21 protein-coding genes and 1 pseudogene are annotated in these 20,005 nt (G+C 71.4%); 14 read left to right on the top strand and 8 right to left on the bottom strand.

The window, feature by feature from the left end; genetic code table 11:
• The first annotated feature begins 373 nt into the window (after positions 1 to 373).
• Positions 374 to 1,507, top strand: a complete 1,134-nt coding sequence (locus tag ACH4RG_RS05885) for an erythromycin esterase family protein (RefSeq protein WP_398161487.1) — start codon at positions 374 to 376, stop codon at positions 1,505 to 1,507.
• Positions 1,508 to 1,588: 81 nt separating this feature from the next.
• Positions 1,589 to 2,851, top strand: coding sequence for a DUF6357 family protein (locus ACH4RG_RS05880; RefSeq protein ID WP_398539162.1), 1,263 nt, complete (start codon positions 1,589 to 1,591; stop codon positions 2,849 to 2,851).
• 11 nt (positions 2,852 to 2,862) lie between these two features.
• Here ACH4RG_RS05880 and ACH4RG_RS05875 read toward each other — a convergent pair.
• Positions 2,863 to 3,148 (bottom strand): annotated as a pseudogene (locus ACH4RG_RS05875) (AraC family transcriptional regulator); the annotation flags it as partial.
• A 56-nt stretch (positions 3,149 to 3,204) separates the two neighbouring features.
• Positions 3,205 to 4,560 (bottom strand): M14 family metallopeptidase, encoded by a 1,356-nt coding sequence (locus tag ACH4RG_RS05870; protein ID WP_398539161.1) that lies wholly within the window; start codon positions 4,558 to 4,560, stop codon positions 3,205 to 3,207.
• A 194-nt stretch (positions 4,561 to 4,754) separates the two neighbouring features.
• Between ACH4RG_RS05870 and ACH4RG_RS05865 the strand changes: the two genes are divergently transcribed.
• On the top strand, positions 4,755 to 5,132 hold the full coding sequence (locus ACH4RG_RS05865; RefSeq protein WP_397919945.1) for a hypothetical protein: 378 nt from the start codon (positions 4,755 to 4,757) through the stop codon (positions 5,130 to 5,132).
• Positions 5,133 to 5,252: 120 nt separating this feature from the next.
• Here the strand turns inward: ACH4RG_RS05865 and ACH4RG_RS05860 are convergent, their stop codons facing one another.
• From ACH4RG_RS05860 to ACH4RG_RS05845, 4 genes are all read right to left on the bottom strand, one after another.
• Positions 5,253 to 6,560, bottom strand: coding sequence for an RNA polymerase sigma factor (locus ACH4RG_RS05860; RefSeq protein WP_398539396.1), 1,308 nt, complete (start codon positions 6,558 to 6,560; stop codon positions 5,253 to 5,255).
• Between the two features lie 86 nt (positions 6,561 to 6,646).
• A complete protein-coding gene (locus ACH4RG_RS05855; RefSeq protein ID WP_032792637.1) occupies positions 6,647 to 6,997 on the bottom strand; it encodes a YciI family protein in 351 nt (116 codons plus the stop codon).
• A 189-nt stretch (positions 6,998 to 7,186) separates the two neighbouring features.
• Entirely contained in the window at positions 7,187 to 7,678 is a 492-nt protein-coding gene (locus ACH4RG_RS05850; protein WP_398161493.1) for a VOC family protein, read from the bottom strand.
• 201 nt (positions 7,679 to 7,879) lie between these two features.
• On the bottom strand, positions 7,880 to 8,962 hold the full coding sequence (locus ACH4RG_RS05845) for an epoxide hydrolase family protein (protein WP_398539395.1): 1,083 nt from the start codon (positions 8,960 to 8,962) through the stop codon (positions 7,880 to 7,882).
• A gap of 97 nt (positions 8,963 to 9,059) precedes the next feature.
• On the opposite strand from ACH4RG_RS05845, the gene ACH4RG_RS05840 reads away from it, so the two are divergent.
• Positions 9,060 to 9,515, top strand: a complete 456-nt coding sequence (locus tag ACH4RG_RS05840; protein ID WP_397919939.1) for a MarR family winged helix-turn-helix transcriptional regulator — start codon at positions 9,060 to 9,062, stop codon at positions 9,513 to 9,515.
• 78 nt (positions 9,516 to 9,593) lie between these two features.
• Positions 9,594 to 10,145, top strand: coding sequence for a hypothetical protein (locus tag ACH4RG_RS05835; protein WP_398539160.1), 552 nt, complete (start codon positions 9,594 to 9,596; stop codon positions 10,143 to 10,145).
• Here ACH4RG_RS05835 and ACH4RG_RS05830 read toward each other — a convergent pair whose 3' ends face one another.
• Together ACH4RG_RS05830 and ACH4RG_RS05825 are read right to left on the bottom strand one after the other, a co-directional pair.
• On the bottom strand, positions 10,146 to 11,147 hold the full coding sequence (locus ACH4RG_RS05830; protein WP_398539159.1) for a hypothetical protein: 1,002 nt from the start codon (positions 11,145 to 11,147) through the stop codon (positions 10,146 to 10,148). It abuts the gene before it with no gap.
• Positions 11,148 to 11,515: 368 nt separating this feature from the next.
• A complete protein-coding gene (locus ACH4RG_RS05825; RefSeq protein WP_397919933.1) occupies positions 11,516 to 11,935 on the bottom strand; it encodes an ATP-binding protein in 420 nt (139 codons plus the stop codon).
• 135 nt (positions 11,936 to 12,070) lie between these two features.
• Between ACH4RG_RS05825 and ACH4RG_RS05820 the strand changes: the two genes are divergently transcribed.
• The 9 genes from ACH4RG_RS05820 (at position 12,071) to coaA (ending at position 19,526) form a co-directional block, all read left to right on the top strand.
• Positions 12,071 to 12,952: a helix-turn-helix domain-containing protein gene (locus ACH4RG_RS05820; protein WP_397919931.1), complete on the top strand. Its 882-nt coding sequence runs from the start codon at positions 12,071 to 12,073 to the stop codon at positions 12,950 to 12,952.
• A complete protein-coding gene (locus tag ACH4RG_RS05815) occupies positions 12,949 to 13,140 on the top strand; it encodes a DUF397 domain-containing protein (protein ID WP_397919929.1) in 192 nt (63 codons plus the stop codon). The genes ACH4RG_RS05820 and ACH4RG_RS05815 overlap by 4 nt, the downstream gene beginning before the upstream one ends.
• 3 nt (positions 13,141 to 13,143) lie before the next feature.
• Complete coding sequence (locus tag ACH4RG_RS05810) at positions 13,144 to 13,542, top strand: VOC family protein (protein WP_397919928.1); 399 nt, start codon at positions 13,144 to 13,146, stop codon at positions 13,540 to 13,542.
• A gap of 208 nt (positions 13,543 to 13,750) precedes the next feature.
• Positions 13,751 to 14,704, top strand: coding sequence for a hypothetical protein (locus ACH4RG_RS05805; RefSeq protein WP_397919926.1), 954 nt, complete (start codon positions 13,751 to 13,753; stop codon positions 14,702 to 14,704).
• Positions 14,705 to 14,710: 6 nt separating this feature from the next.
• Positions 14,711 to 16,318: a M16 family metallopeptidase gene (locus tag ACH4RG_RS05800; RefSeq protein ID WP_397919924.1), complete on the top strand. Its 1,608-nt coding sequence runs from the start codon at positions 14,711 to 14,713 to the stop codon at positions 16,316 to 16,318.
• Between the two features lie 179 nt (positions 16,319 to 16,497).
• Positions 16,498 to 17,202 carry an RNA polymerase sigma factor gene (locus ACH4RG_RS05795; protein WP_397919922.1) on the top strand — a complete coding sequence of 235 codons (705 nt, stop codon included), beginning with the start codon at positions 16,498 to 16,500 and terminating at the stop codon, positions 17,200 to 17,202.
• A 7-nt stretch (positions 17,203 to 17,209) separates the two neighbouring features.
• Positions 17,210 to 18,169, top strand: a complete 960-nt coding sequence (locus tag ACH4RG_RS05790; protein WP_398539158.1) for a CU044_5270 family protein — start codon at positions 17,210 to 17,212, stop codon at positions 18,167 to 18,169.
• A gap of 165 nt (positions 18,170 to 18,334) precedes the next feature.
• A complete protein-coding gene (locus ACH4RG_RS05785; protein WP_397919918.1) occupies positions 18,335 to 18,484 on the top strand; it encodes a hypothetical protein in 150 nt (49 codons plus the stop codon).
• A gap of 46 nt (positions 18,485 to 18,530) precedes the next feature.
• Positions 18,531 to 19,526, top strand: coding sequence for a type I pantothenate kinase (gene coaA, locus ACH4RG_RS05780; protein WP_329158575.1), 996 nt, complete (start codon positions 18,531 to 18,533; stop codon positions 19,524 to 19,526).
• Positions 19,527 to 20,005 lie beyond the last annotated feature (479 nt).

Raw genomic sequence — 20,005 nt, 5'->3', positions numbered from 1 at the left:
TCGAGCGGGTTGTCGGGGTATCCCCCGCGAAAAGCTGGGGGTCAGCCCCAGCGAGAACCTTGGTGACCCGCGACATGATCATTCCAGTGCCCAGGCGGGCCACACGCACCGAGGAGTGATCAGGATGACCACGAATGAGCAGATGATCAGCCGCCGCAGGCTGCTCACCGCCACGGGCGCACTCGCCGCTTCGGCGGTAGTCGTTCCTGCGGCATTCGCCCACTCCGCGGTACCACCCGCACCGTCCGCGTCCGCCGTCAGGTGGCCGGGCAGCTCGCCGGCGGCTGTCCGGACGGCCCTGGAAAGGGCCTCGCACTCACTGAGGTCCACGGAGCCCCACGGGGGTTGCCATGACCTCCGAAAGCTGGGGAGGATGATCGGCGACGCCGAGGTGGTCGGCCTTGGAGAGGCCACCCACGGCTCGCACGAGTTCTTCGCCATGAAGGAACGCGTTTTCCGTTACCTCGTCGAGAAGAAGGGGTTCCTCGCCTTCTCGCTGGAAATGAGCTGGACAGCGGGCCTGCAAATCAACGAGTACCTTCAGGGCGGTCCTGGCGACGCCCGGTCCGTCGCCGAAGAGGCATTGGCCGGATCGCCCTGGGAACGCGAGGAGTTCGTCAGCCTTCTCACCTGGATGCGCAGACACAATGAACGGCAGCCTGGCCGACGCGTTCACTTCATGGGCAACGACATCGGAGCACCCGGGCTGGGCGACGCGATCTTCGCGCGGGTCATCTCCTACATCCGCACGACCCGCCCCCAGGACTCCTCGCGACTCGAAGCGCTGTACGCGAACCTGCGCCCCATGGACAACGTCTTCGCCTACCTCGCCAGGCCCCGCACTGAACGACTCCGCGACGCCACCGCCGCGCAGGAGGCACTCGACCTGGTCGTTGCGACCAAGGGCGCCGGTGGTGACGCGTACGCGTGGGCGGCGCAGCACGCCCGAAACATCGCCCAGACCTTCGCGTTCACTTCCCTCGACCTGTCCGATCCCCGCTCTGTCTCCGATGCGGAGCGCCTCCGCGACGAAGCGATGGCCGCGAACATTACTTGGTGGTATCGCCGTACGGGTCACAAGATGTTGCTGTCGGCGCACAACGGGCATGTGGGCTATCTGTCCACCGATCCCGTGATGTACCCCAAGACACAGGGCGTCCACCTCCGCGAGGCCATGGGGCGGCGTTACACCGCCATCGGGTTCACCTTCAACCGAGGTTCCTTTCTCACGGCCACCACGCTGGGCAGCGCGTGGAGCAAAGTCACTGTGCCCCCGGCCACCTCGGACATGCAGGAGTACGTCCTTGATCGAGTAAGCCACCGCGACTACTACCTCGACCTGCGTACACTCCCCACCCCAGCCCGCGACTGGCTCTCCACCGCGCGTCCTGTCTACGACGCCGGCTCGTCTTTCAAGGACGACCCGCTCCCTACCCTGGCCATCGCCAAGGCCTACGACATCCTCATCCATGTGCACCGAGTCCGGGAGGCCGTCCCGCTCCGATGACTGCGTTGTTCGTCGTCGTCCGTGCCGAACGCCGGAGGCCGGCCGCCGCACCGGGGCTGGCCGGTGGGGAAGACTGAGCCCATGACAGACACCGTTTTCACGCGCGGGAGCGGCTGGATCCCGAAGGTGATCCGCGAGGGCGGCGAGCTGAAACTCATGCTCGGCGCCGGGGCCGATGCCAACCATGGCCCACGTACGTTCACGTTCCCGGTCGGTGAGGCCCATCTCGCCGTGATCCGGGAGGACCTGGGCAGACACCTGCTGTTGTGGAGTGCGGTCCTACCGCTGTGCGACGCCGCGGGGACCGGGGGCCGGCTCGACGAGGACGCCGCGGTCGCGCTCCTGGACCCGGTCCTCCTCGGCGCGCCGACGGATGTGGAGGCGCTCTTCCAGCGCATCCCGTGGGACAGAGGCCGGCTCATCTCCCATGGGGCCGACATCGCCCTGCTCGAACGCGGTGAGGTCTGTGCGGCGGTGCGCGCGGCGACGGAGACGTCCGACGGGAAGCGGGCCGAGAAGTACCACGCGGACCGCCGTCGCGCCGAGCGCGGAACAGTGCTGGCTCCACTCGACGCCGCGATACTCACCTACACGGGCCAGTACCTGTACGGCGCGACGGTTCCCCAGCGGATACCCGAAGCCGTCGATCCCGCACTGCTGGGGAAGGTCATGGGTGTGGTCGCCACCGCGGAGCGGGCGTGCGCCGGGATGCGGATCAGCCGTGACCCGCGAGGGGGAAAGCGCGCCACGGACAAGCGCGACTGGAAGAGGATGGCGGCGGCGGTGGAGACGGCCGTGCGCCGTGCACACCCCGAGCTCGTCGACGACGCGGTGCGTACCGTGAGCTTTCTGATGTGCTCGGAGGCCGCGGACCGCGCCAGGAACAGCCCCGTGCAGGACGACGAGGAGACTGTCGGCAGCCACGCCGGTTTCGATGGGAGTGCGAGGAAGACAGCCCTGTCGTTCACCGACGACGAGGGGGCCGAGAAGAAGTGGCTCCGCGACCATCCCCGCACTGCCACCGCGGAGTTCTGGGAGTTCGTCGGCGACCGCTCCACCGGGAACAACCAGGTGTTCACCATCGAGGACGAGGAGATGGGCGAGGGGATCCAGCTCCAGTTCCGCACGGACTCCATCGCCCGGATAACGACCGCGCGCGAGGCCGAGGACGGATCCGACCCGGAGTACCGGGTCGAGTACGGCCGGGCCGACGGGATCAGCGGGTACCGGAAGCTGGTGAGCGCCTTCGTCCGGGGCGGCTGCGCCGCACTCGAAGAGCACGGCCCCTGGATATCGGACGCGGCCGAGTTCGAACGCACACGCCTACGTCACGACGCCGAATAGGCCCGGTGGAAGGACCGGCGCCTCAGCTCGCCGGCCACGCTGCCGAACCGCGTGACCGGCGACCCGTCGTGAACACCCGCCGCCACTCCCGAAGGATCTGACCGGCTGATCACCGTCGTGAGCTCGTGCCCCGGCGGGCCGCAGTGCGCCCCCGTCGGGAGCCCGCGGAGGTCGAAGCCGACATACGAGTCGGCGTCCTACCGCAAGACGGGCGCCGGGGCTGGCACCGAGGCCGGTGGCCGGGTGGTCCTCCCCTTTCGTCCATGTACGAGCCGCCCGGGCCGGGGTGTTCACCATTCACGGACTGACCACCACCGTTCGCGGCCGGCGCGGAGCTTCGTGCCGGCGCCCCGTCAGGAGCAGTACTGCGCCTCCTTGCCGATCGACCGGTACATGCAGTCCGCGTTCTCGATCAGCTGGAGCACCGCGTCCCGGTTGCGGGACGTCTCGCGCTCGATGACCTCGTCGGGCGGGTAGAAGCCGCCGCCGGAGGACGAACGCGGGTACATCTCGAAGGTGTAGCCGAAGATCCTCTGCGAGCCCCACAGCCAGTCGTCGATGGACCCGTCGGTGATGTACAGGTCGCTGGACTGCTCGGCGGTGTATCCGTTGCTCGCCGCCATCTTCCGGCCCACCGCGGCGAACGCGTTGCGGTCGTCGGCGGTCATGCCGGGGGCGGTGTCGTTGTAGGTGTAGCCGAAGGGCCACAGCACCAGTTCGCTGTACGTGTGGAAGTCGATGGCCGCCGTGATCTGCTGCTTCCCGCCGATCACCCGGCTGCGCACGAAGTCCGCGACGACCCTCGTCTCGGGAGCGGACTCGGCCGCGGCCCCGCGGTAGGTGTCCGACGACGGGCTGGAGGAGGAGCCGCCGCAGCAGCCCCACTTGTAGGCCCAGTTGCGGTTGAGGTCGGTGCCGACCGCGCTGGAGCCGGAGTTGGGCTGCCGGTTCTTGCGCCAGCTGCGGTACGAGCCGGAGGCGATGTCGTACTCGCCGCCGTCCGGGTTCATGTCGGGCACGATCCACAGCTCCCGGCCGTCGACCGCCTGCTTGATCCGGGAGTCGGAGCCGTAGCCCTGGCCCAGTTCGCGGAGCAGGTAGAGCGCCATCTCGACGGTCAGGTGCTCGCGCGCGTGCTGGTGGGCGGTGAACAGGACCTCGGGTTCGGCCTCGTCGGCGGCGACGTTGTCGCTGACCTTGACCGCGATGACGTCGCGGCCCTGGTAGGTCTTGCCGATGACGCGCTTGCTCATGATCGAGGGGTTCGCGGCGATGCGCGCGTCGATCGCCGCGTTCATCTCGGCGTAGTTGTGGTAGCGGGAGTCGGCGGGCGGGAAGTCGAGGGCGCTCACGCCGTCCGCCGCGCGCGGCTCGGCGACCGGGGCGGGCAGGGCCTCCAGTACGTGGCCGCGCGCCCGGAGCTTCCGGGCCTGGGCGGCGTCCGCGGTGATCACGACGCCGTGGTCGTGGACCTCGTCGATCGAGACGCCCGCGCGGGCGATGTCCGTGCGGGAGGCGGGGGTGGTGCGTCCGGTGATCTCGTACTGGAGTGTCCGCTCGTCCGCGGCGACGGCCGCGTTCGGGGCCGAGGTCTCGGCGGTCGCCATGGCGGTGGCGGGGGCCGCGAGGGCGAGGGCGAGCAGGATGGTCAGGGCGGCGTTGCGCCGGGCCTTCGTCGGACGGGGTCTCCGTGCGGTGACGAGTCGCATGCTGGCATCTCCTGGGTCCGTCGGGTGGGGGGGGTGGAGCTGTGCGACGGACACAGAATGGACTTATGTCATGAGCAGGTCAAGGCAATGGTTCCGGCCATCCCCTCCTGTTCGGGCGACCCGAGATCGGCAGGAGAATGGGTCCGCATCCGCTTCGACGCGAGGCGGATCACGAACAGCGGGGAGGACAGAGAGTGTCGGCGGAGAGCCTGACGACGGGTCAGTGGTGGATCGTGGCGGTGGTCGCGTCCGCGTCGCTCCTGGCAGCGGTCCACTTCTGCTTCAGGAATCGCAGGGCGACGGCCTACTCACTGATCGCGCCCGCCCTCGGGGCTGTCGCCGTCCTGGGGTTCCGCGGCGCACACGACCACTCGGAGGTGGAGGCGCTGGTCATCTTCTCGGTCTCCCTGCTCTCCTTGGCTCTCCTGATCGTGGCCATGAGGCCGGACATGGAGAAGATCAGGGCGAAGGCCCTGATCGGCGAGACGTACGAGGTCCCGAAGTGGAAGATCAACCTCTACGGGGTGGTGGTAGTGGCGTTCGCCGTGGTCGTCGTGTTCCTGCTGCTGTAGAGGCAGGAGGCCCTGCTGCTGCCGTGGAAGAGCGGGAGGCCCTGCTGCTGCCGTGGAAGAGCGGGAGGCCTTGCTGCTGCCGTGGAAGAGCGGGAGGCTCCGTCGGAGAAGCGGAAGCCCCTACTCCCCCAGCTTCCGCCGCAGCGCGGCCCGCTCCGGCTCGGTGCCCGCGAGCTCCAGCGCCTCCCGGTACGCGGCAGCCGCCTCCCCGTCGCGCCCCAGCCGGCCGAGCAGATCCCCCCGCGCCACGACGTACGGCGGGTACGCCCGCAGCCGGGGCTCCCCCGCCAACGCGTCGAGCAGCGCGAGACCGGCCCCGGGCCCGTCCCGCATCGCCACCGCCACGGCGCGGTTCAACGCCACCACGGGGGACGGGGTGAGCGGGAGGAGCACGTCGTACAGGGCCACGATCTGCGGCCAGTCCGTGGCCGCCACGTCCGCCGCCTCGTCGTGCAGGGCGGCGATGGCGGCCTGCACCCCGTACGGCCCGGCCGGCCCGCCGGTCAGGGCCCGGACGACCAGGGCGCGGCCCTCCTCGATCATCGGCCGGTCCCAGCGCCCCCGGTCCTGGTCCTCCAGGAGCACCGGCTCGCCCTGCGGCCCGGTCCGCGCGTCGCGCCGGGCGTGGACGAGGAGCAGCAGCGCGAGGAGCCCGGCGCTCTCCCGCTCGGCGGGCAGCAGGCGGTGCAGTATCCGGGCCAGCCGGATCGCCTCCTCGGCCAGGTCGAGCCGCTGGAGACGGGGGCCCGAGCTGGCCGCGTACCCCTCCGTGAAGACCGAGTAGACGACCTGGAGCACCCCGGGCAGCCGCTCCGGCAGTTCGTCGGGGCCGGGTACCCGGAACGGGATCCGGGCCTCGCGGATCTTCTTCTTGGCCCGCACGATGCGCTGGGCCATGGTCACCGTCGGCAGGAGGAACGCCCGCGCCACCTCCGGTGTGGTGAGCCCGGCGAGGCACCGCAGGGTCAGTGCGGTGCGGTCCTCGGCGGCGAGGGCGGGGTGGGTGCAGGTGAAGAACAACTGGAGTCGCTCGTCCGGAAGTTCACCGAATGCGAATCCCGCCCCGGAGCCGGACCCCGACCCTGCCCCGGAGACGTCCGGGGCGGGGGCGGGCTCGGCGCGCTCCGCGTCGGCGGCGAGGACGGCGAGCCGGGCGGCGTACGCCTGGTCGCGCCGCAGCCGGTCCACGGCCCGGCGCCGGGCGGTCGTCAGCAGCCAGGCCCCGGGCCGGGCGGGGACGCCCTCGGCGGGCCAGTGCCGCAGCGCGGCCTCGATCGCCTCGGACGTCACCTCCTCGGCCAGGTCGAGGTCCCCGAACCGCCGGACGAGGGAGGCGAGCAGCAGTCCGCGCTCCTCCCGGAACACCGCCTCGACGGCCTCGGCGGCCACACGGCCCTCTTCCAGGAGCACGCCCTCCCCCGGGGACACGCCCTTTCCCTGGGTCTCCTCCCCCGGGGACACGCCCTTTCCCTGGGTCTCCTCCCCCGGGGACACGCCCTCGCCCGGCACGGCTCTCAGGCCCCGAAGTCCGCGACCGGCCGGACGACGACCGAGCCGCCGTCCCGCGAGCCGGGACAGCGTGCGGCCCAGTCGAGGGCGGCGTCGAGGTCGGGTACGTCGATCACGAGGAACCCGCCCAGCAGCTCCCGCGTCTCGGCGAACGGCCCGTCCGTCACGGTCCGCTCACCGGTCGGCGAGACCCGCACGGTGGTCGCGGTCACCAGATCGGCCAGCGACTCCCCGGACACGTGGATCCCCGCGTCGCGTACGTCCTTGTCGTAGGCCATCCAGTCCTCGACGGTGCACTGGGGCGCGCCGCCCTGCTCGTCGACGGCCCCGCTGTGGATCAGCAGCATGTACTTCATGGTCGGCTCCTTCTCGCCTGCGTGTCGCGCCCGCCGTGCGGGTCGCCCTGCACGATGACGACGAACGGGACCGGGCCGGATCGACACGCCTCCCTGATCTTTTTTCACGCATTCTCGCGCGACTTCTCCCGCTCCCTCCGGCGACCTCCGGCGACCTCCGGCGACCTCCGGCGACTCAAGGCCACCGGGTCACCCGGCGGCGGCCAGGCGGCGGCGAAGTTCCTCTTCCGAGACGTCTTCCTTATGAGTCAGAAACACCCACAGGTGACCCGATGGGTCCTTGAGAATGACCGTCCGGTCACCATGGAACATGTCCGTCGGCGGCTGGAGGACCTCGGCGCCGGCGGCCCGGGCCCGCTCCGCCAGGGCGTCGACGTCCGACACGAACACATGCAGCATGACGGACGTGCCTCCGCCGAGCGAGGTCGGCGCGGCGAAGGAGGCGGTCTCCGCCTCGTCCGCGCCGGAGTCGCCCAACATCAGCGCCGACCGTCCGATGGTGATCTCGGCGTGGTGGACCCCGCCGCCCGGAGCGTCGATGACGAAGTCCACACGTGCGCCGAACGCCCGTTGGTAGAAATCAATCGCCGCAGCGGCGTCGTCGACCATGACGTGCGGAATCACGGCATAGCGGTAGCGGTCGGGGATCTCGATCTCGCTGTGGGCTGTGCGCTCGGTCATGGCGAACCTCCTTGGATAGGCACCGCAGGCCGGTTCCTGAGGCCCCCGGAGAGGAACCTAGAAGCTCAACTTCGCTTGAGGTCAAGCGTTGCTGTGACCCTGGAGCGCGCCAGCCCGTCATCCGCGACCACGGGTCACCCCTCCGGCACTCCGACACCCCGACGATCCCTGCGCGGGGCGAACGAGGAAGAAGTCCTGTCGCTACGCGAGACGGTTGAGGAAGAAGTCCCGGACATCCTCGGCGAACGGTTCCGGCACCTCCATCGCCGCGAAGTGACCGCCGCGGTCGAATTCCGACCAGTGCCTGATGTCGTACAGCCGCTCGGCCAGCGGCCGCACCGACTGCGTGATGTCGTAAGCGAACACCGCCACGCCGACCGGCACCGGGCACGGCTCGGCCCGCCGCGCCGCCTCGCGGTGCAGCCGCGCCGAGGAAGCCGCGGTGGCGGTCAGCCAGTACAGCGACACGTCGGTGAGCATCCGCTCGTCGCTGATCGGCGTACGGGGGTCGGTCCACTGGGCGAAGCGCTCGGCGATCCAGGCGAGTTGGCCGACCGGCGAGTCGGTCAGCGCATAGCCGACGGTCTGCGGGGTGGCGGCCTGGAGGGCCTGGTACGGCGGACGGTTCGCCATCATCCGCCGCACCGTGTCCAGCCGGGCCTCGTCCGCCTCGGACAGGTCGACGCCGGCGTCCGGGTCCGGCCGGGTCGGCAGGTAGTTGACGTGCACGCCGACCACCTGTTCGGGCGCCACCGCGCCGAGCGCCATGGAGATGCCCGAGCCGAAGTCGCCCCCCTGTGCGCCGTAGCGCTCGTACCCGAGCCGGCGCATGAGCTCCGCCCAGGCCCGTGCGATCCGGACCATGTCCCAGCCGCGCTCGTGGGTCGGCCCGGAGAAGCCGTAGCCCGGGATGGACGGGATCACCAGGTGGAAGTCGCGCGTCAGCGGCTCGATCACGTCGCGGAACTCCAGGAAGGACCCTGGCCAGCCATGGGTGAGCAGCAGTGCGAGCGCGTCCGGCCTCGGGGACCGGACGTGGACGAAATGGATGTTCTGGTCGTCGATCTCGGTGGTGAAGTGCGGGAGTTCGTTGAGCGCGGCCTCGTGTTCCCGCCAGTCGTACCCGGTGCGCCAGAGGTCGGCCAGCTCCTTGAGCCGTGCCAGCGGGAATCCGTAGTCCCACCCGGCGTCGGCGATCTCGTTGGGCCAGCGGGTGCGGGAGAGCCGGTCGTTCAGGTCGTCGAGGTCGCCCTGGGGAATGTCGATGCGGAACGGCTTGATCATCATGACGCCTCCAAACTATCGTTGGCAGAACCAACGTTGGCCCGACCCACCGTACGCCTGACCGTGGGTTCGGCCAACGACTTGTTACATTGCTTCCGTGGACACGGAACAGGGGACGCCGCAGCGGCTGCGCGCGCTGTCGAGCAGGCTGGTCAACCAGGCCGCACTGGCCGCCAACCGGATCGTGGACCAGGAACTGAGCCGGGCCGGCGCCCGGCGCTACCACTACGCCCTGCTGGCGGCGGCGGAGGAGTACGGCCCGTCCAGTCAGGCCGACCTCGGCCGCCGCACCGGCATCGACCGCAGCGACATGGTGGCGACGGTCAACGACCTCGCCGACAGGCGGCTCCTGGAGCGGGCGACCGACCCGGAGGACCGCCGGCGCAACGTCATCACCCTCACTCCGGCGGGCCGGAGGGAACTCACCCATCTCGACGGGCTGCTCGCCGCCGCCCAGGACGAGTTCCTCGCGCCGCTGCCCGCGGCCGACCGTCGGAACCTGATCGACCTGCTCACCCGCCTCGTGGATCATCACCGCGGCGACCACGGCTGAACGCACAGCCTTTGGTGAGCCACGCGGCCCACACTTCGGCTTCAGGCGATCCCGCCCTCCGACTCATGGGGAGTTCTCATGCGCAGCACCGCTCTCGGCACTCTCGGCACTCTCGGCACTCTCGGCGCTCTCGGCACGGCCTGCGTGGCCGTGGTGACACTCGGCACGGCCCCTGCGGCGGCGGCCCCGGCCACCATCCCTCCGCAGGGCTCCGGCTGGAAGCCGGCCCCCTCGGCCCCGTGGGACGTCGCGGCGGGCGAGCGGTGCGCGTTCGCCATCCACGGCGAGCCGATCGTGGACGAGGTCGTCCGGCACGAACTGCCCCCGCCCGCCGAGGGCGTCACGCGGAGCGCGTACAAGGGCGACCTCGTGGTCCGGGTGACGAACAAGGAGACCGGAGCCCACTACGACGCCGACGTGAGCGGCTCCGCCGTGGTCGACGTGTACGCCTCCGGGGCCCAGTTCTGGCGGATGGCGGGCCCGGTGCTGGTGGGCGTCGGGGACGGCAACCTCGCGCGGGGGATGTACGTCGTCGACGGCGTCTACACGATCGGCATCAGCCCGACGGGCAGCAAGACCGTTACGGGCCCGGTGGTCGCCACGGACAGCATCTGCGCGCACATCGACTGATCACGCGCCGAGCAGGCACGGCTCGTCGTCCGCGTACGCCCGGACATCGCGGCATTCCCCGCAGGGTCCGGGCACGGGCGACCGGAAGGCCCGGTCGCAGTCGTCGCAGTTCTGGAGGGGGACGACGGGCGCGGCGGCGGGCAGGCGCGGTGGAAGGAGCGCGATGAGCCGGTGCCGTACCAGCTTCGCCGGGTGCCGGAGGGGTACGGGCGGGTCATCGGTGAGCGCGACCCGCACGGCGTCCGGCCGCATGCCCCGCTCCAGCCAGGCGGCGGCCCCGGGGGCGAGCGCCTCCACGTCCGCCTCGGTGAGGACGAACCGGGGCGCGGCGTCCTGGAGCCCGGCGAGCAGGCGGGCGGCCTCGGCGAACAACGCGGCGGTGGGCCTGTCGGGGAAGGGCAACGGCGGGGGCGGCGGCTTGGGCGCGGCGGGCACCGGCACGAGCCGGGGCGCGGGCGCGGGTGCGGGTTCACGCTCCGGTGTCGGTGCGGGCGCGGGCACTGCCTCCCGTGCAGGCGGCTCCGGCAGGGAAGCGGGGGCAGCCGGGGCAGGCGCGGGAGCGGGGGCAGCCGGGGCAGGGGCAGGAGCGGGAGCGGGAGCGGGGGCAGCAGGAGCCGAGGCTGAAGTCGCCCCAGCCTCGGCTCCCGCCAGCCGGGCTGCGGCCTCCGGGTGGTTGTACGACTCCGTACGCGTGGTCATGCGTCCGCCCTGGACGCGTTCCCGGATGCGGCGCAGGAACCCGTGGTGCTCCAACTCCCGCAGCGCGGCGGCGATGCGCGCCTCACTCTCCGGGAAGATCGCGGCGAGGGTCTTGACGCCGATGCGCCTCCCGGCGGGCAGCGACTGGATGTGGGTGCCGAGGCCGATGGCCAGCAGGGACATGCCCCGGTGCTGGGAGAGCCGGTTGGAGATGATCGAGTAGCCGTCGGTGAGCCGGATGTTGATGTGTACGACACCGGAGGACGGGGCGCGCGAGGGCGCGCTAACCTGCTGGGTATCCATCGGGAAGCTCCTACTTCCTCGGTGGTCAGGTCCTCGATCGGGATGCCAGTCCCGGCCGGGGGCCGTCTCATGTCTGGGGTGGTGGTCAGCGTGAGCATATGCCCGCCAACAGGTCATAGATCCAGCCCGGTTGGCACACTTCACCCATGTGAGTGACGGCGCGTACGCGCGCTCACACGCCCGCGCGCCCAGGGGAGCCACTGGCCCGGTCAGGGTTGGGTTGGGTAATTTCCCCGGTACTCAAAGACACGTACTTAAGAGCTTTTACGTCGCGGGTGGCCGCGACCCGGTCCACCACGTCGCGGCCACCCACCTCCCGGCTCACCGGGTCGCGGTCCACCGGGTCGCGGTACACCGGGTCGCGGTAGTCACGATCCGGTGAGAGCCACCTCCGCCCACACCGTCTTGCGCGGGAACGGCCCGTGTTCCGTGCCCCACCGCACCGACAACGCCTCGACGAGCAACAGCCCGCGCCCGCCTTCGGAATCGGCAGCGGGGTCCCGCTTCACCGGGTCCCGGTCACCCCGGGTGTCGACGACCTCGATCCGCAGAACGTCGTCGTACACGCTGAGCAGGATCCGGAAGTCCCGCCCCGGGACGTACCCGTGCAGCGCCGCGTTGGTCGCCAGCTCGCCGATGACGAGCCCCGCGTCCTCCAGCGGCAGCCCCCAGGAGCGCAGTTGCTCGGTGGCCAGCAGCCGGGCGAGCCGGGCACCCCGGCGGGTGGCGGAGAGCTGGACGGCGAACTGTCCGGTACGAGCCCTCGGTTGGGTGATTCTCTGGTTCATGTCACTCAGAGTGTCCGGACGTATCTACTCTGAGAAGCACTGACGCGCGTACGGACAGTGACTGTCCCCGGTGTACCGGGCCCCGTCCCCGCCGTACACGTCCGGCACACGGACACGGGTGGAGGCTTCTGCCGCATGACTGACGTGAACAACCAGGACCGCGAGGACCGCACGGCGCTCGACGGGGACGACGAGGACCAGGATTTCGGCCTGGAGGACGACTCCGGCGCGGTCATCGCGGCGGTCGGCCGGCAGATCAAGCTCTGGCGCGAGTCGGCCGGACTGCGCGCCGCCGAGCTGGGCACGGCCATCGGGTACAGCGAGAACCTGGTCTTCAAGGTGGAGGGCGGCCGGCGCATCCCGAAGCCGGAGTTCCTGGACCGGACCGATGACGCCGTGGGCGCGGGCGGCAAGATCGCGGCGATGAAGAAGGACGTGGAGGAGGCGCGGTATCCGAAGAAGGTCCGCGACCTGACGAAACTGGAGGCGGAGTCCGTCGAGATCGGCTCGTACGCGAACGGAGTGATCGACGGGCTGCTCCAGACCGAGGAGTACGCGCGCGCTCTGTACCGCGAGCGACGGCCCGCGTACACGGAGGACAACATCGAGCGCTTGGTGGCAGCCCGGATGGCCCGACAGGTGGTCTTCGACCGACGGCCCGCGCCACTGCTCACCTTTGTCCAGGAGGAGTCGACCCTGCGCAGGCGGACCGGAGGCAGAATGGTCCTACGCCGCCAGCTCGAACACCTGCTTGAGCTGAGTCAGTTGCGGCATGTCGAGATCCAGGTCATGCCGATGGAGGCGGAGGAGCACGCGGGTCTCGGCGGTTCACACCGGATCCTTAAGCTCAAGGACGGAAAGACGGTCGGGCACAACGAGGTCCAGCTCATCAGCGGGCTGATCACCAACCCGCGCGAGGTGCAGATCCTGGAGATGCGGTACAACCTGATCCGATCGCAAGCCCTCACGCCCCGTCTGTCACGGGAATTCATCGAGAAACTACTGGGAGAGACATGAGCACCACGGAGCTGATCTGGTTCAAGAGCAGCTACAGCACCAACGACGGCCCGTCCTGCGTCGAGGTCGCCGCCGCACCCGCCACCATCCACGTACGCGACTCCAAGCAGCTCCCCACCGGCGGCCCGCACCTCGGCTTCACACCGGCCGCCTGGGCCGACTTCGTCACGTACGCGTCGGAGGTCTGAGCCATGCCCGTACCGCCGACCGTGCGGGTCAAGGACTTCGACCACCTCGTCCTCAACGTCGGGGACGTCGAGCGGGCCATCGCGTTCTACTGCGGGCCGCTGGGCCTGGAACCCGTACGGGTCGAGGAGTGGCGGGCGGGCGAGGTGCCGTTCCCCTCGGTCCGGGTCAGCCCGACCACGATCATCGACCTGCTGGACCGTCCGCGCGGCGAGTCGAACGTGGACCACATCTGCCTCGTCGTCGACCCGCTCGACTGGCAGGAGGTCATCGACTCCGGGGTGTTCACGGTGAAGGAGGGCCCGGTCCCCCGCTTCGGGGCCCGGGGCTCGGCCACCTCGGTCTACGTACTCGACCCGGACGGCAACACGGTCGAGCTGCGCTGGTACCCGCAGGACGCGTGATCAGGACGCTGGAAACTCCCCGGCGCGCCCAGCGCGCCGGGTGCTAGCCTCCCGTTCCGATCCCCCTCCCCCGCCGCCTCGATCACCTCCCCCCTCGATCGCACCCACCGCCCCGACCGCCGTCACCCGCCCGCTCGCCGACACGCCGCGCGCTTCGTGCGCCCGGCCCCCCACCGGTCGCGTCCGCTGCCAGATCCCGAGGACCGACGTGTCTCCGACCCCCGCCCCCGACCTCATACGCGCGGAGTTCGACCTCTGCCGCCAGATCCCCTCCCTCGTGGACCTCCGCACCGCCGTACGCGGCAACGACTGGGACACCGTGGAGGCGTACTTCGACTTCCTGGACGGCGACGAGGACGAGCGTGCCGTCGCCGCGAACCTCGTCGCCGACCTCAGCTCCTCCGAGCGCTTCCTCGAACGCGCCGTCGCCGACCACGGGTCGCCGCTGGCCCGGACGCTGCTCGCCGCGCGTTACATCGTCGTCGGCTGGGACATCCGCAGCTCGTCCACGGCGGAGCACGTGTCGCGGGATCAGTTCCAGAGTTTCCACGCGTGGCTGCGGCGTGCCGAGCAGCTGCTGATCGGCGTGTGCGCCGAAGAGCCCGCGTACGCCCTCGCCTGGATGTCCCGGCTGACGACCGCACGGGGACTGGAGCTCGGAGCGAGCGAGGCCCGACGGCGGTACGACCGGCTGGCGGAGCACCACCCGCACCACATCCAGGGTCAGATTCTGCTGCTCCAGCAGCTGTGCCCCAAGTGGGGCGGCCGCTGGGAGGACGCGTTCGGATTCGCGCGGGCGTGCATGGACGCCGCTCCCGCCGGCAGCCACGCGGGACGGCTGGTGGCGCAGGCGCACCTGGAACGCTGGCTGGACTCCAGTGACGACGGGCCCGGCGACTACCTGCGCCCGGCCGAGGTGCGCGACGACATCCTGGCGGCCGCCGACCGGTCCGTACGGCACCCGGACTACCGGCCGGGCTTCCACTGGGTGGGCGACCACAACGACTTCGCCGGGGCCCTGAGCCTGGGCGGTCACTACCGGGAGGCGGCCCCGTACTTCCGCACGCTCGGGGACAAGGCGACCGAAACCCCGTGGGGTTACTGGGGCGACCGGGAAGTGCAGTTCCTCAAGCACCGCAGACGCGCCATGGCGAAGGGCTGACCCACGATGACACAGCAGACCGACGGGCCCACCGCCACCGCGCATCCCGCGAGCGTCCCCGCTCCCGCGGAACCCGGGCTCATCACCGCCACCGAGGTCGACCACGTACCGACCCTGCTGGCTCCCACGTCCGGCGGCCCGGTCACCGCCGGGCTGTACTTCCGGGTCGGGGCCGCGGACGAGACGCTGGCCACGGCCGGTCTCACCCACCTCGTGGAGCACCTGGCGCTGCACCGGCACGGCGTCTCGGACCTCCACTACAACGGCTCCACCGCCGCCACCCACACCCACTTCGTGGTCTCCGGCACCACCGAGGAGGTCGTCACCTACCTCAACGGTGTCTGCGCCTCCCTGCGGGACCTGCCGGTCGAACGCCTCGCCGTCGAACGGGAGATCCTGCGGACCGAGCAGGCGGGCCGCAGCAGCGGCCCCAACCACCAGCTGCCGCTGTGGCGTTACGGAGCCCAGGGCTACGGACTGGTCAGCTACCCGGAGTACGGCACGCTGCATCTGACGGCCGACGCGGTGCGCGACTGGGTCAGGACCTGGTTCACCCGGGACAACGCGGTCCTGTGGATCACCAGCGACGCCGTGCCCGAGGGGCTGGACCTGACACTGCCGGCAGGCCGGAGGCAGCCGCTGCCCGCACCGTCCTCGGCACTGCCCGTCACCCCCGCCTACATCACGGGCAGCAGTGGCGGAGTGGTCCTCGACGGCATCGTGCGGCGCAGCTCGGCGGCGTCCCTCTTCGCGGACGTACTGGGCCGGGCGCTCTTCACGGACCTGCGGCAGAAGGGCGGCTACTCCTACACCGCCGACTGCGGCTACCACCCGCGCGACAACGACCACGCCACCGTCACCGCCTTCGCGGACGCGCTCCCGCAGAAGCAGGACGCGGTGGTGGGCGGCTTCGTCGACGTACTGGCACGGCTGTGTGCCGGAACCATCGGGCAGGCCGAGCTCGACTCGGCCCGAGCCAAACGGCTCAAGCAGTACGAGACCCCGGACCTCGGCGCGGCCGCACTGCCCTCGCACGCGCTGAACGTGCTGACGGGTCACGCCAACCTCACCCCCGACGAACACCGCGCCGAACTGGCCGCCGTCACCGTGGCGGACCTGCGCGACGTGGCCCGCGAACTGCACGCCTCCGCCCTGATCCAGGTGCCGGGGCGGGGCGTGGACTGGGCGGGCTTCACGAAGGCCCCCCAGTGGTCGGCCCCGGCCCCGGCCCCCGCCCCGGCGGGCACCGTGCACCGGTCCCGGTCCCATGACGCCGTGAGCCTGGCCGTCGGGCCGGAGGCCGTCACCCTGGTCACGCCCGACGGGCAGATCACCGTGCGGTACGACGGGTGCGCCGCGATGCGCCTCTTCCCGGACGGGGCCAGGCACCTCATCGGCTTCGACGCGTTCGTCGTGGAGGTGGAGCCGACGTTGTACGCCAAGCTCACCCCGGACCGGATCGCGGTCATCGACGCGGGGATCCCGGCCGGGGCCGTCGTCCCCATGCCGGAGCGCGACCCGGACGAGATCCCGCAGCCCGCCGCTCCGCGACGCGGCGGGCTGAAGGGCCGGGCGCTGGGGATGCTGCGCTCCCTGCGACCGGGTCGCGGCTGACCGGCCGGACGGAGCGGTGGGCGGCCCGGTCGGCGGTCCGCCCCGACCCGACGCACCGCCCTTCCGCACCGCCCTTCCGCACCGCGCTTCCGCACCGCCCTTCCGGCCCGTGAACCTTTCCGGCCGCTGCGGGCAACAGGGGTGACAGCCACACCGACCGACGCACCCCTGGAGGCGCAGTGACTGGACCACCTCCGGTCCGCCCCGACACCGAGCACGAGGGCGGCGCCGAGCCCGAAGGCGCGGGCGAGGACGAAGGCGCGGGCGAGGACGAGGGCCGGGCGGGAGACGACGCGGACGTCATCACGCAGTCCCTCGACGAACCCGAGCTGTTCGCCGGGCTGTACGACCGGCACGCCCCCGACATCCACCGCTACGCCGCCCGCCGCCTCGGGGAGGGCGCGGCGGACGACATCACGGCGGAGACGTTCCTCATCGCGTTCCGCACGCGGGGCCGCTACGACACCGCCCACCGGCTGGCCCGGCCCTGGCTGTACGGCATCGCCGCCAACCTGATCGGCAAGCACCGCCGTACCGAAGTCCGCGCGCTGAAGGCGCTGGCCCGGACCGGCCACGACCCGGTGGCCGCGTCCTGGAGCGACCGCTCGGACGACCGGCTCACCGTCCAGGCCCCGCTGGCGGGGGCGCTGGCCTCGCTCTCCCCCGGCGACCGGCACGTCCTGCTGCTCGTCGCCTGGGCGGACCTCGGCTACCAGGAGGTGGCCGACGCACTGCGGATACCGCTGGGCACGGTCAGATCCCGCCTGAACCGGGCCCGCCGCAAGGTCCGCGAGTCCCTGAACACCGATCCCGCGTTCACCTCGGCACTCGACACGTCATCCCCACCCCCGCCCGGCCCGTCGCCCTCGCAGAGCAGGAGCTGAATCCGTCATGGACGAAATGACCCAGCTGCGGGAACTGCGCGCCGACGCCCCCGTCCCCGACCGCGCCGCCCTCGCCCCCGGCCGCCAACGCCTCACCGACGCCATCGCCGGCCGGAACCGCCGGGCCCGCAGGCTGTGGGCCGACTGGCGGGTCGCCTCGCTCGGCGCGGCGGCCGCGATCACCGCGGCGGCCCTGATCATCACCCAGGTCGTCGACACCTCGTCGAACCCGGACACGGTGGCCCACAATCTGGACCTGTCCGGCCCCACGGTGACACTGAACCGGGCAGCCGACTTCCTGGAGGAGAAGAAGGCCCCGCCGGAGCCACGGACCGGCCAGTGGATCTACACCGTGAACGTGACCGGGAGGCCGGAACTGGCGTCGACGGAGAACATCGCCGAGCCCGACAACGGCCCCGATACGTCCTGGACCCCGTACGCGGACCCGGAGATGGAGAAGGACCCGGCGGACGACTCCTGGTCGTCCCGCGAGACCTACCGAGCGGCCGAGAGCCTTCCGGACGACCCCGCGGCCCTGCTGGCAGAGGTCCGCGCCCTCTACCCGGCCTTCGACACCGAGCGGGGTCGTGAGGAGAGCGGCACCGCCCGCACCTTTCGCGGACTGAGCACCCTCATCGAGTCCTACCCGCTGTCCCCCGCCGCCCGCGCCCGCATCTACCGGGCCCTCGGCACGGTACCGGGGGTGGGCGTCACCGATCACCTCGTACGGGACGCCGCGGACCGCAAGGCCATAGCCGTCACCTATGAGGAACCGGGCAGCCACGAACGCCAGGAGCTCCTGCTGTCCCCGTCCGACTACTCCTACGCCGGCACCCGTCACGTGGTGACCGAGGACCACGACCTGAACGAGCTCGGCTTCGTCACCCGTATGACGGCGGGCGATATCACCCTCGATCGCGCACGCACCGCCGCGGCGGTGGTCGACGCCCGGGGCCAGAAGCCCTGACTGACCCCTGGCACGCCGTCTCTGCACGGACCGGATCGCCGATGACCCGCAGGACCCCGAGGCGTGGGTCGGCCTCGGTCTGGCCCTGCGCCGGGCGGGCCGCGAGACGCCCCCCGACGTCGCCGCGGCCCGCGCCCTCTCCCACCGCCCGAACTCATCCGGGCGATGCACACGGCCCTCACGGCCGAACTCGGACAGACCATGGACCCGGTCGCCCTGGCGGCCTGGAGCGCCCGCCCCACGGACACCGAGGTCCCCGGCATCCACCACGCCCGGCGGGAAGCGGCCGCCGCCCCACTGTCGCCACCCACGTGACCGACCCCACCCCCCACTCCGTTCGAACTCCCGCAACAATGAACAGGTGATCACCTCACCCGCACGGAGCCCCCACCGTCGCACCGAGCACGCGCCGACCCCCTACGTCGACCTCTCGCGCGACGAGTGGAGCGCGCTGCGGGACAAGACGCCGCTGCCACTGACGGCCGACGAGGTGGAGCGGCTGCGGGGGCTCGGGGACGTCATCGACCTGGACGAGGTGCGGGACGTGTATCTGCCGCTCTCCCGGCTGCTCAACCTGTACGTCCAGGCCACCTCCGGGCTGCGCGGCGCGCTGAACACTTTCCTCGGGGACGCCGGGAACGGGCACGGGGCGCAGCGCGGCACCCCGTTCGTCATAGGGGTCGCGGGCAGCGTCGCCGTCGGGAAGTCCACCAGCGCCCGTATCCTCCAGGCGCTGCTGGCCCGCTGGCCCGAGCACCCGCGCGTCGAGCTGGTGACCACGGACGGGTTCCTGCTGCCGATGAAGGAGCTCAAGGCGCGCGGGCTGACCTCCCGCAAAGGATTCCCGGAGTCCTACGACCGGCGCGCCCTGACCCGCTTCGTCGCCGACATCAAGGCGGGCAAGGACGAGGTGACCGCGCCCGTCTACTCGCACCTGATCTACGACATCGTCCCCGGCGAACGGCTCACCGTGCGCCGCCCCGACATCCTCATCGTCGAGGGCCTCAACGTCCTCCAGCCCGCGCTGCCCGGCAGCGACGGCCGCACCCGGGTCGGGCTCGCCGACTACTTCGACTTCAGCGTCTACGTGGACGCACGCGCCGAGGACATCGAGACCTGGTACCTGAACCGTTTCCGCAAGCTGCGCGCCACCGCGTTCCAGGACCCGTCCTCGTACTTCCGCAAGTACACCCAGGTCTCCGAGGAGGAGGCGCTGGACTACGCGCGCACCATGTGGCGGACCATCAACAAGCCGAATCTGCTGGAGAACGTGGCTCCGACGCGCGGCCGTGCCACCCTGGTGCTCCGCAAGGGGCCGGACCACAAGGTCCAGAGGCTGTCCCTGCGCAAGCTCTGACCGCTCCGGACCGGCTGTCCGGCTTCGGGTCAAGCGGCCGGCGGTGCGTCGTTCGCCCGGCGGCGTCGGCAGTACGCGACGGTCAGGCCCGCCGGCTGGTACCTCGGCTGCCGTTGCTGCTGCTGCGACCCTGGCCCGCGTGGTCATGTGCGCCCTCCCTGACGAGATCCGACGTCGTCGATCCTCGCGCGCGGAGTGGGTGCTCGGCATCGGGCGCCGGGTTGACCGACGCTCGCCCGTGCGGCGGACTCCGGGGGAGACCACGGGACGACACCGGTGGCCGGCCGCTCCGCAAGCGGGTCCCGGCCGACCGGCAGTCGAGCTACGGAGCGGCGCGGAAGGCCCGGCGCGTACGGAGGCCCCCGGCGCGCTCGCCGGAGGCCTCCGTACGCGGATGACACGCATGACGCGGACGACACGCATGTCGCGGATTACGCGGATTACGCGGACGGCCCGCGCGCCGGGTCGTGGAGCGGCGG

It is taken from the genome of Streptomyces sp. NPDC021019 (genome assembly GCF_044333295.1).
In the GTDB taxonomy this organism is placed as follows: Bacteria; Actinomycetota; Actinomycetes; order Streptomycetales; family Streptomycetaceae; genus Streptomyces.
The sequence above is the reverse complement of the archived record's forward strand: the minus strand, read 5'-3'. Positions and strand labels throughout refer to the sequence as shown.

Coding starts and splice junctions, on each gene's coding strand:
- ACH4RG_RS05850 (WP_398161493.1), bottom strand. CDS start 7,678: ATGACCGAGCGCACAGCCCACAGCGAGATCGAGATCCCCGACCGCTAC.
- ACH4RG_RS05885 (WP_398161487.1), top strand. CDS start 374: ATGATCGGCGACGCCGAGGTGGTCGGCCTTGGAGAGGCCACCCACGGC.
- ACH4RG_RS05855 (WP_032792637.1), bottom strand. CDS start 6,997: ATGAAGTACATGCTGCTGATCCACAGCGGGGCCGTCGACGAGCAGGGC.
- ACH4RG_RS05815 (WP_397919929.1), top strand. CDS start 12,949: ATGAGCACCACGGAGCTGATCTGGTTCAAGAGCAGCTACAGCACCAAC.
- ACH4RG_RS05790 (WP_398539158.1), top strand. CDS start 17,210: ATGGACGAAATGACCCAGCTGCGGGAACTGCGCGCCGACGCCCCCGTC.
- ACH4RG_RS05880 (WP_398539162.1), top strand. CDS start 1,589: ATGACAGACACCGTTTTCACGCGCGGGAGCGGCTGGATCCCGAAGGTG.
- ACH4RG_RS05825 (WP_397919933.1), bottom strand. CDS start 11,935: ATGAACCAGAGAATCACCCAACCGAGGGCTCGTACCGGACAGTTCGCC.
- ACH4RG_RS05785 (WP_397919918.1), top strand. CDS start 18,335: ATGCACACGGCCCTCACGGCCGAACTCGGACAGACCATGGACCCGGTC.
- ACH4RG_RS05845 (WP_398539395.1), bottom strand. CDS start 8,962: ATGATCAAGCCGTTCCGCATCGACATTCCCCAGGGCGACCTCGACGAC.
- ACH4RG_RS05820 (WP_397919931.1), top strand. CDS start 12,071: ATGACTGACGTGAACAACCAGGACCGCGAGGACCGCACGGCGCTCGAC.
- ACH4RG_RS05835 (WP_398539160.1), top strand. CDS start 9,594: ATGCGCAGCACCGCTCTCGGCACTCTCGGCACTCTCGGCACTCTCGGC.
- ACH4RG_RS05830 (WP_398539159.1), bottom strand. CDS start 11,147: ATGGATACCCAGCAGGTTAGCGCGCCCTCGCGCGCCCCGTCCTCCGGT.
- ACH4RG_RS05810 (WP_397919928.1), top strand. CDS start 13,144: ATGCCCGTACCGCCGACCGTGCGGGTCAAGGACTTCGACCACCTCGTC.
- ACH4RG_RS05870 (WP_398539161.1), bottom strand. CDS start 4,560: ATGCGACTCGTCACCGCACGGAGACCCCGTCCGACGAAGGCCCGGCGC.
- ACH4RG_RS05800 (WP_397919924.1), top strand. CDS start 14,711: ATGACACAGCAGACCGACGGGCCCACCGCCACCGCGCATCCCGCGAGC.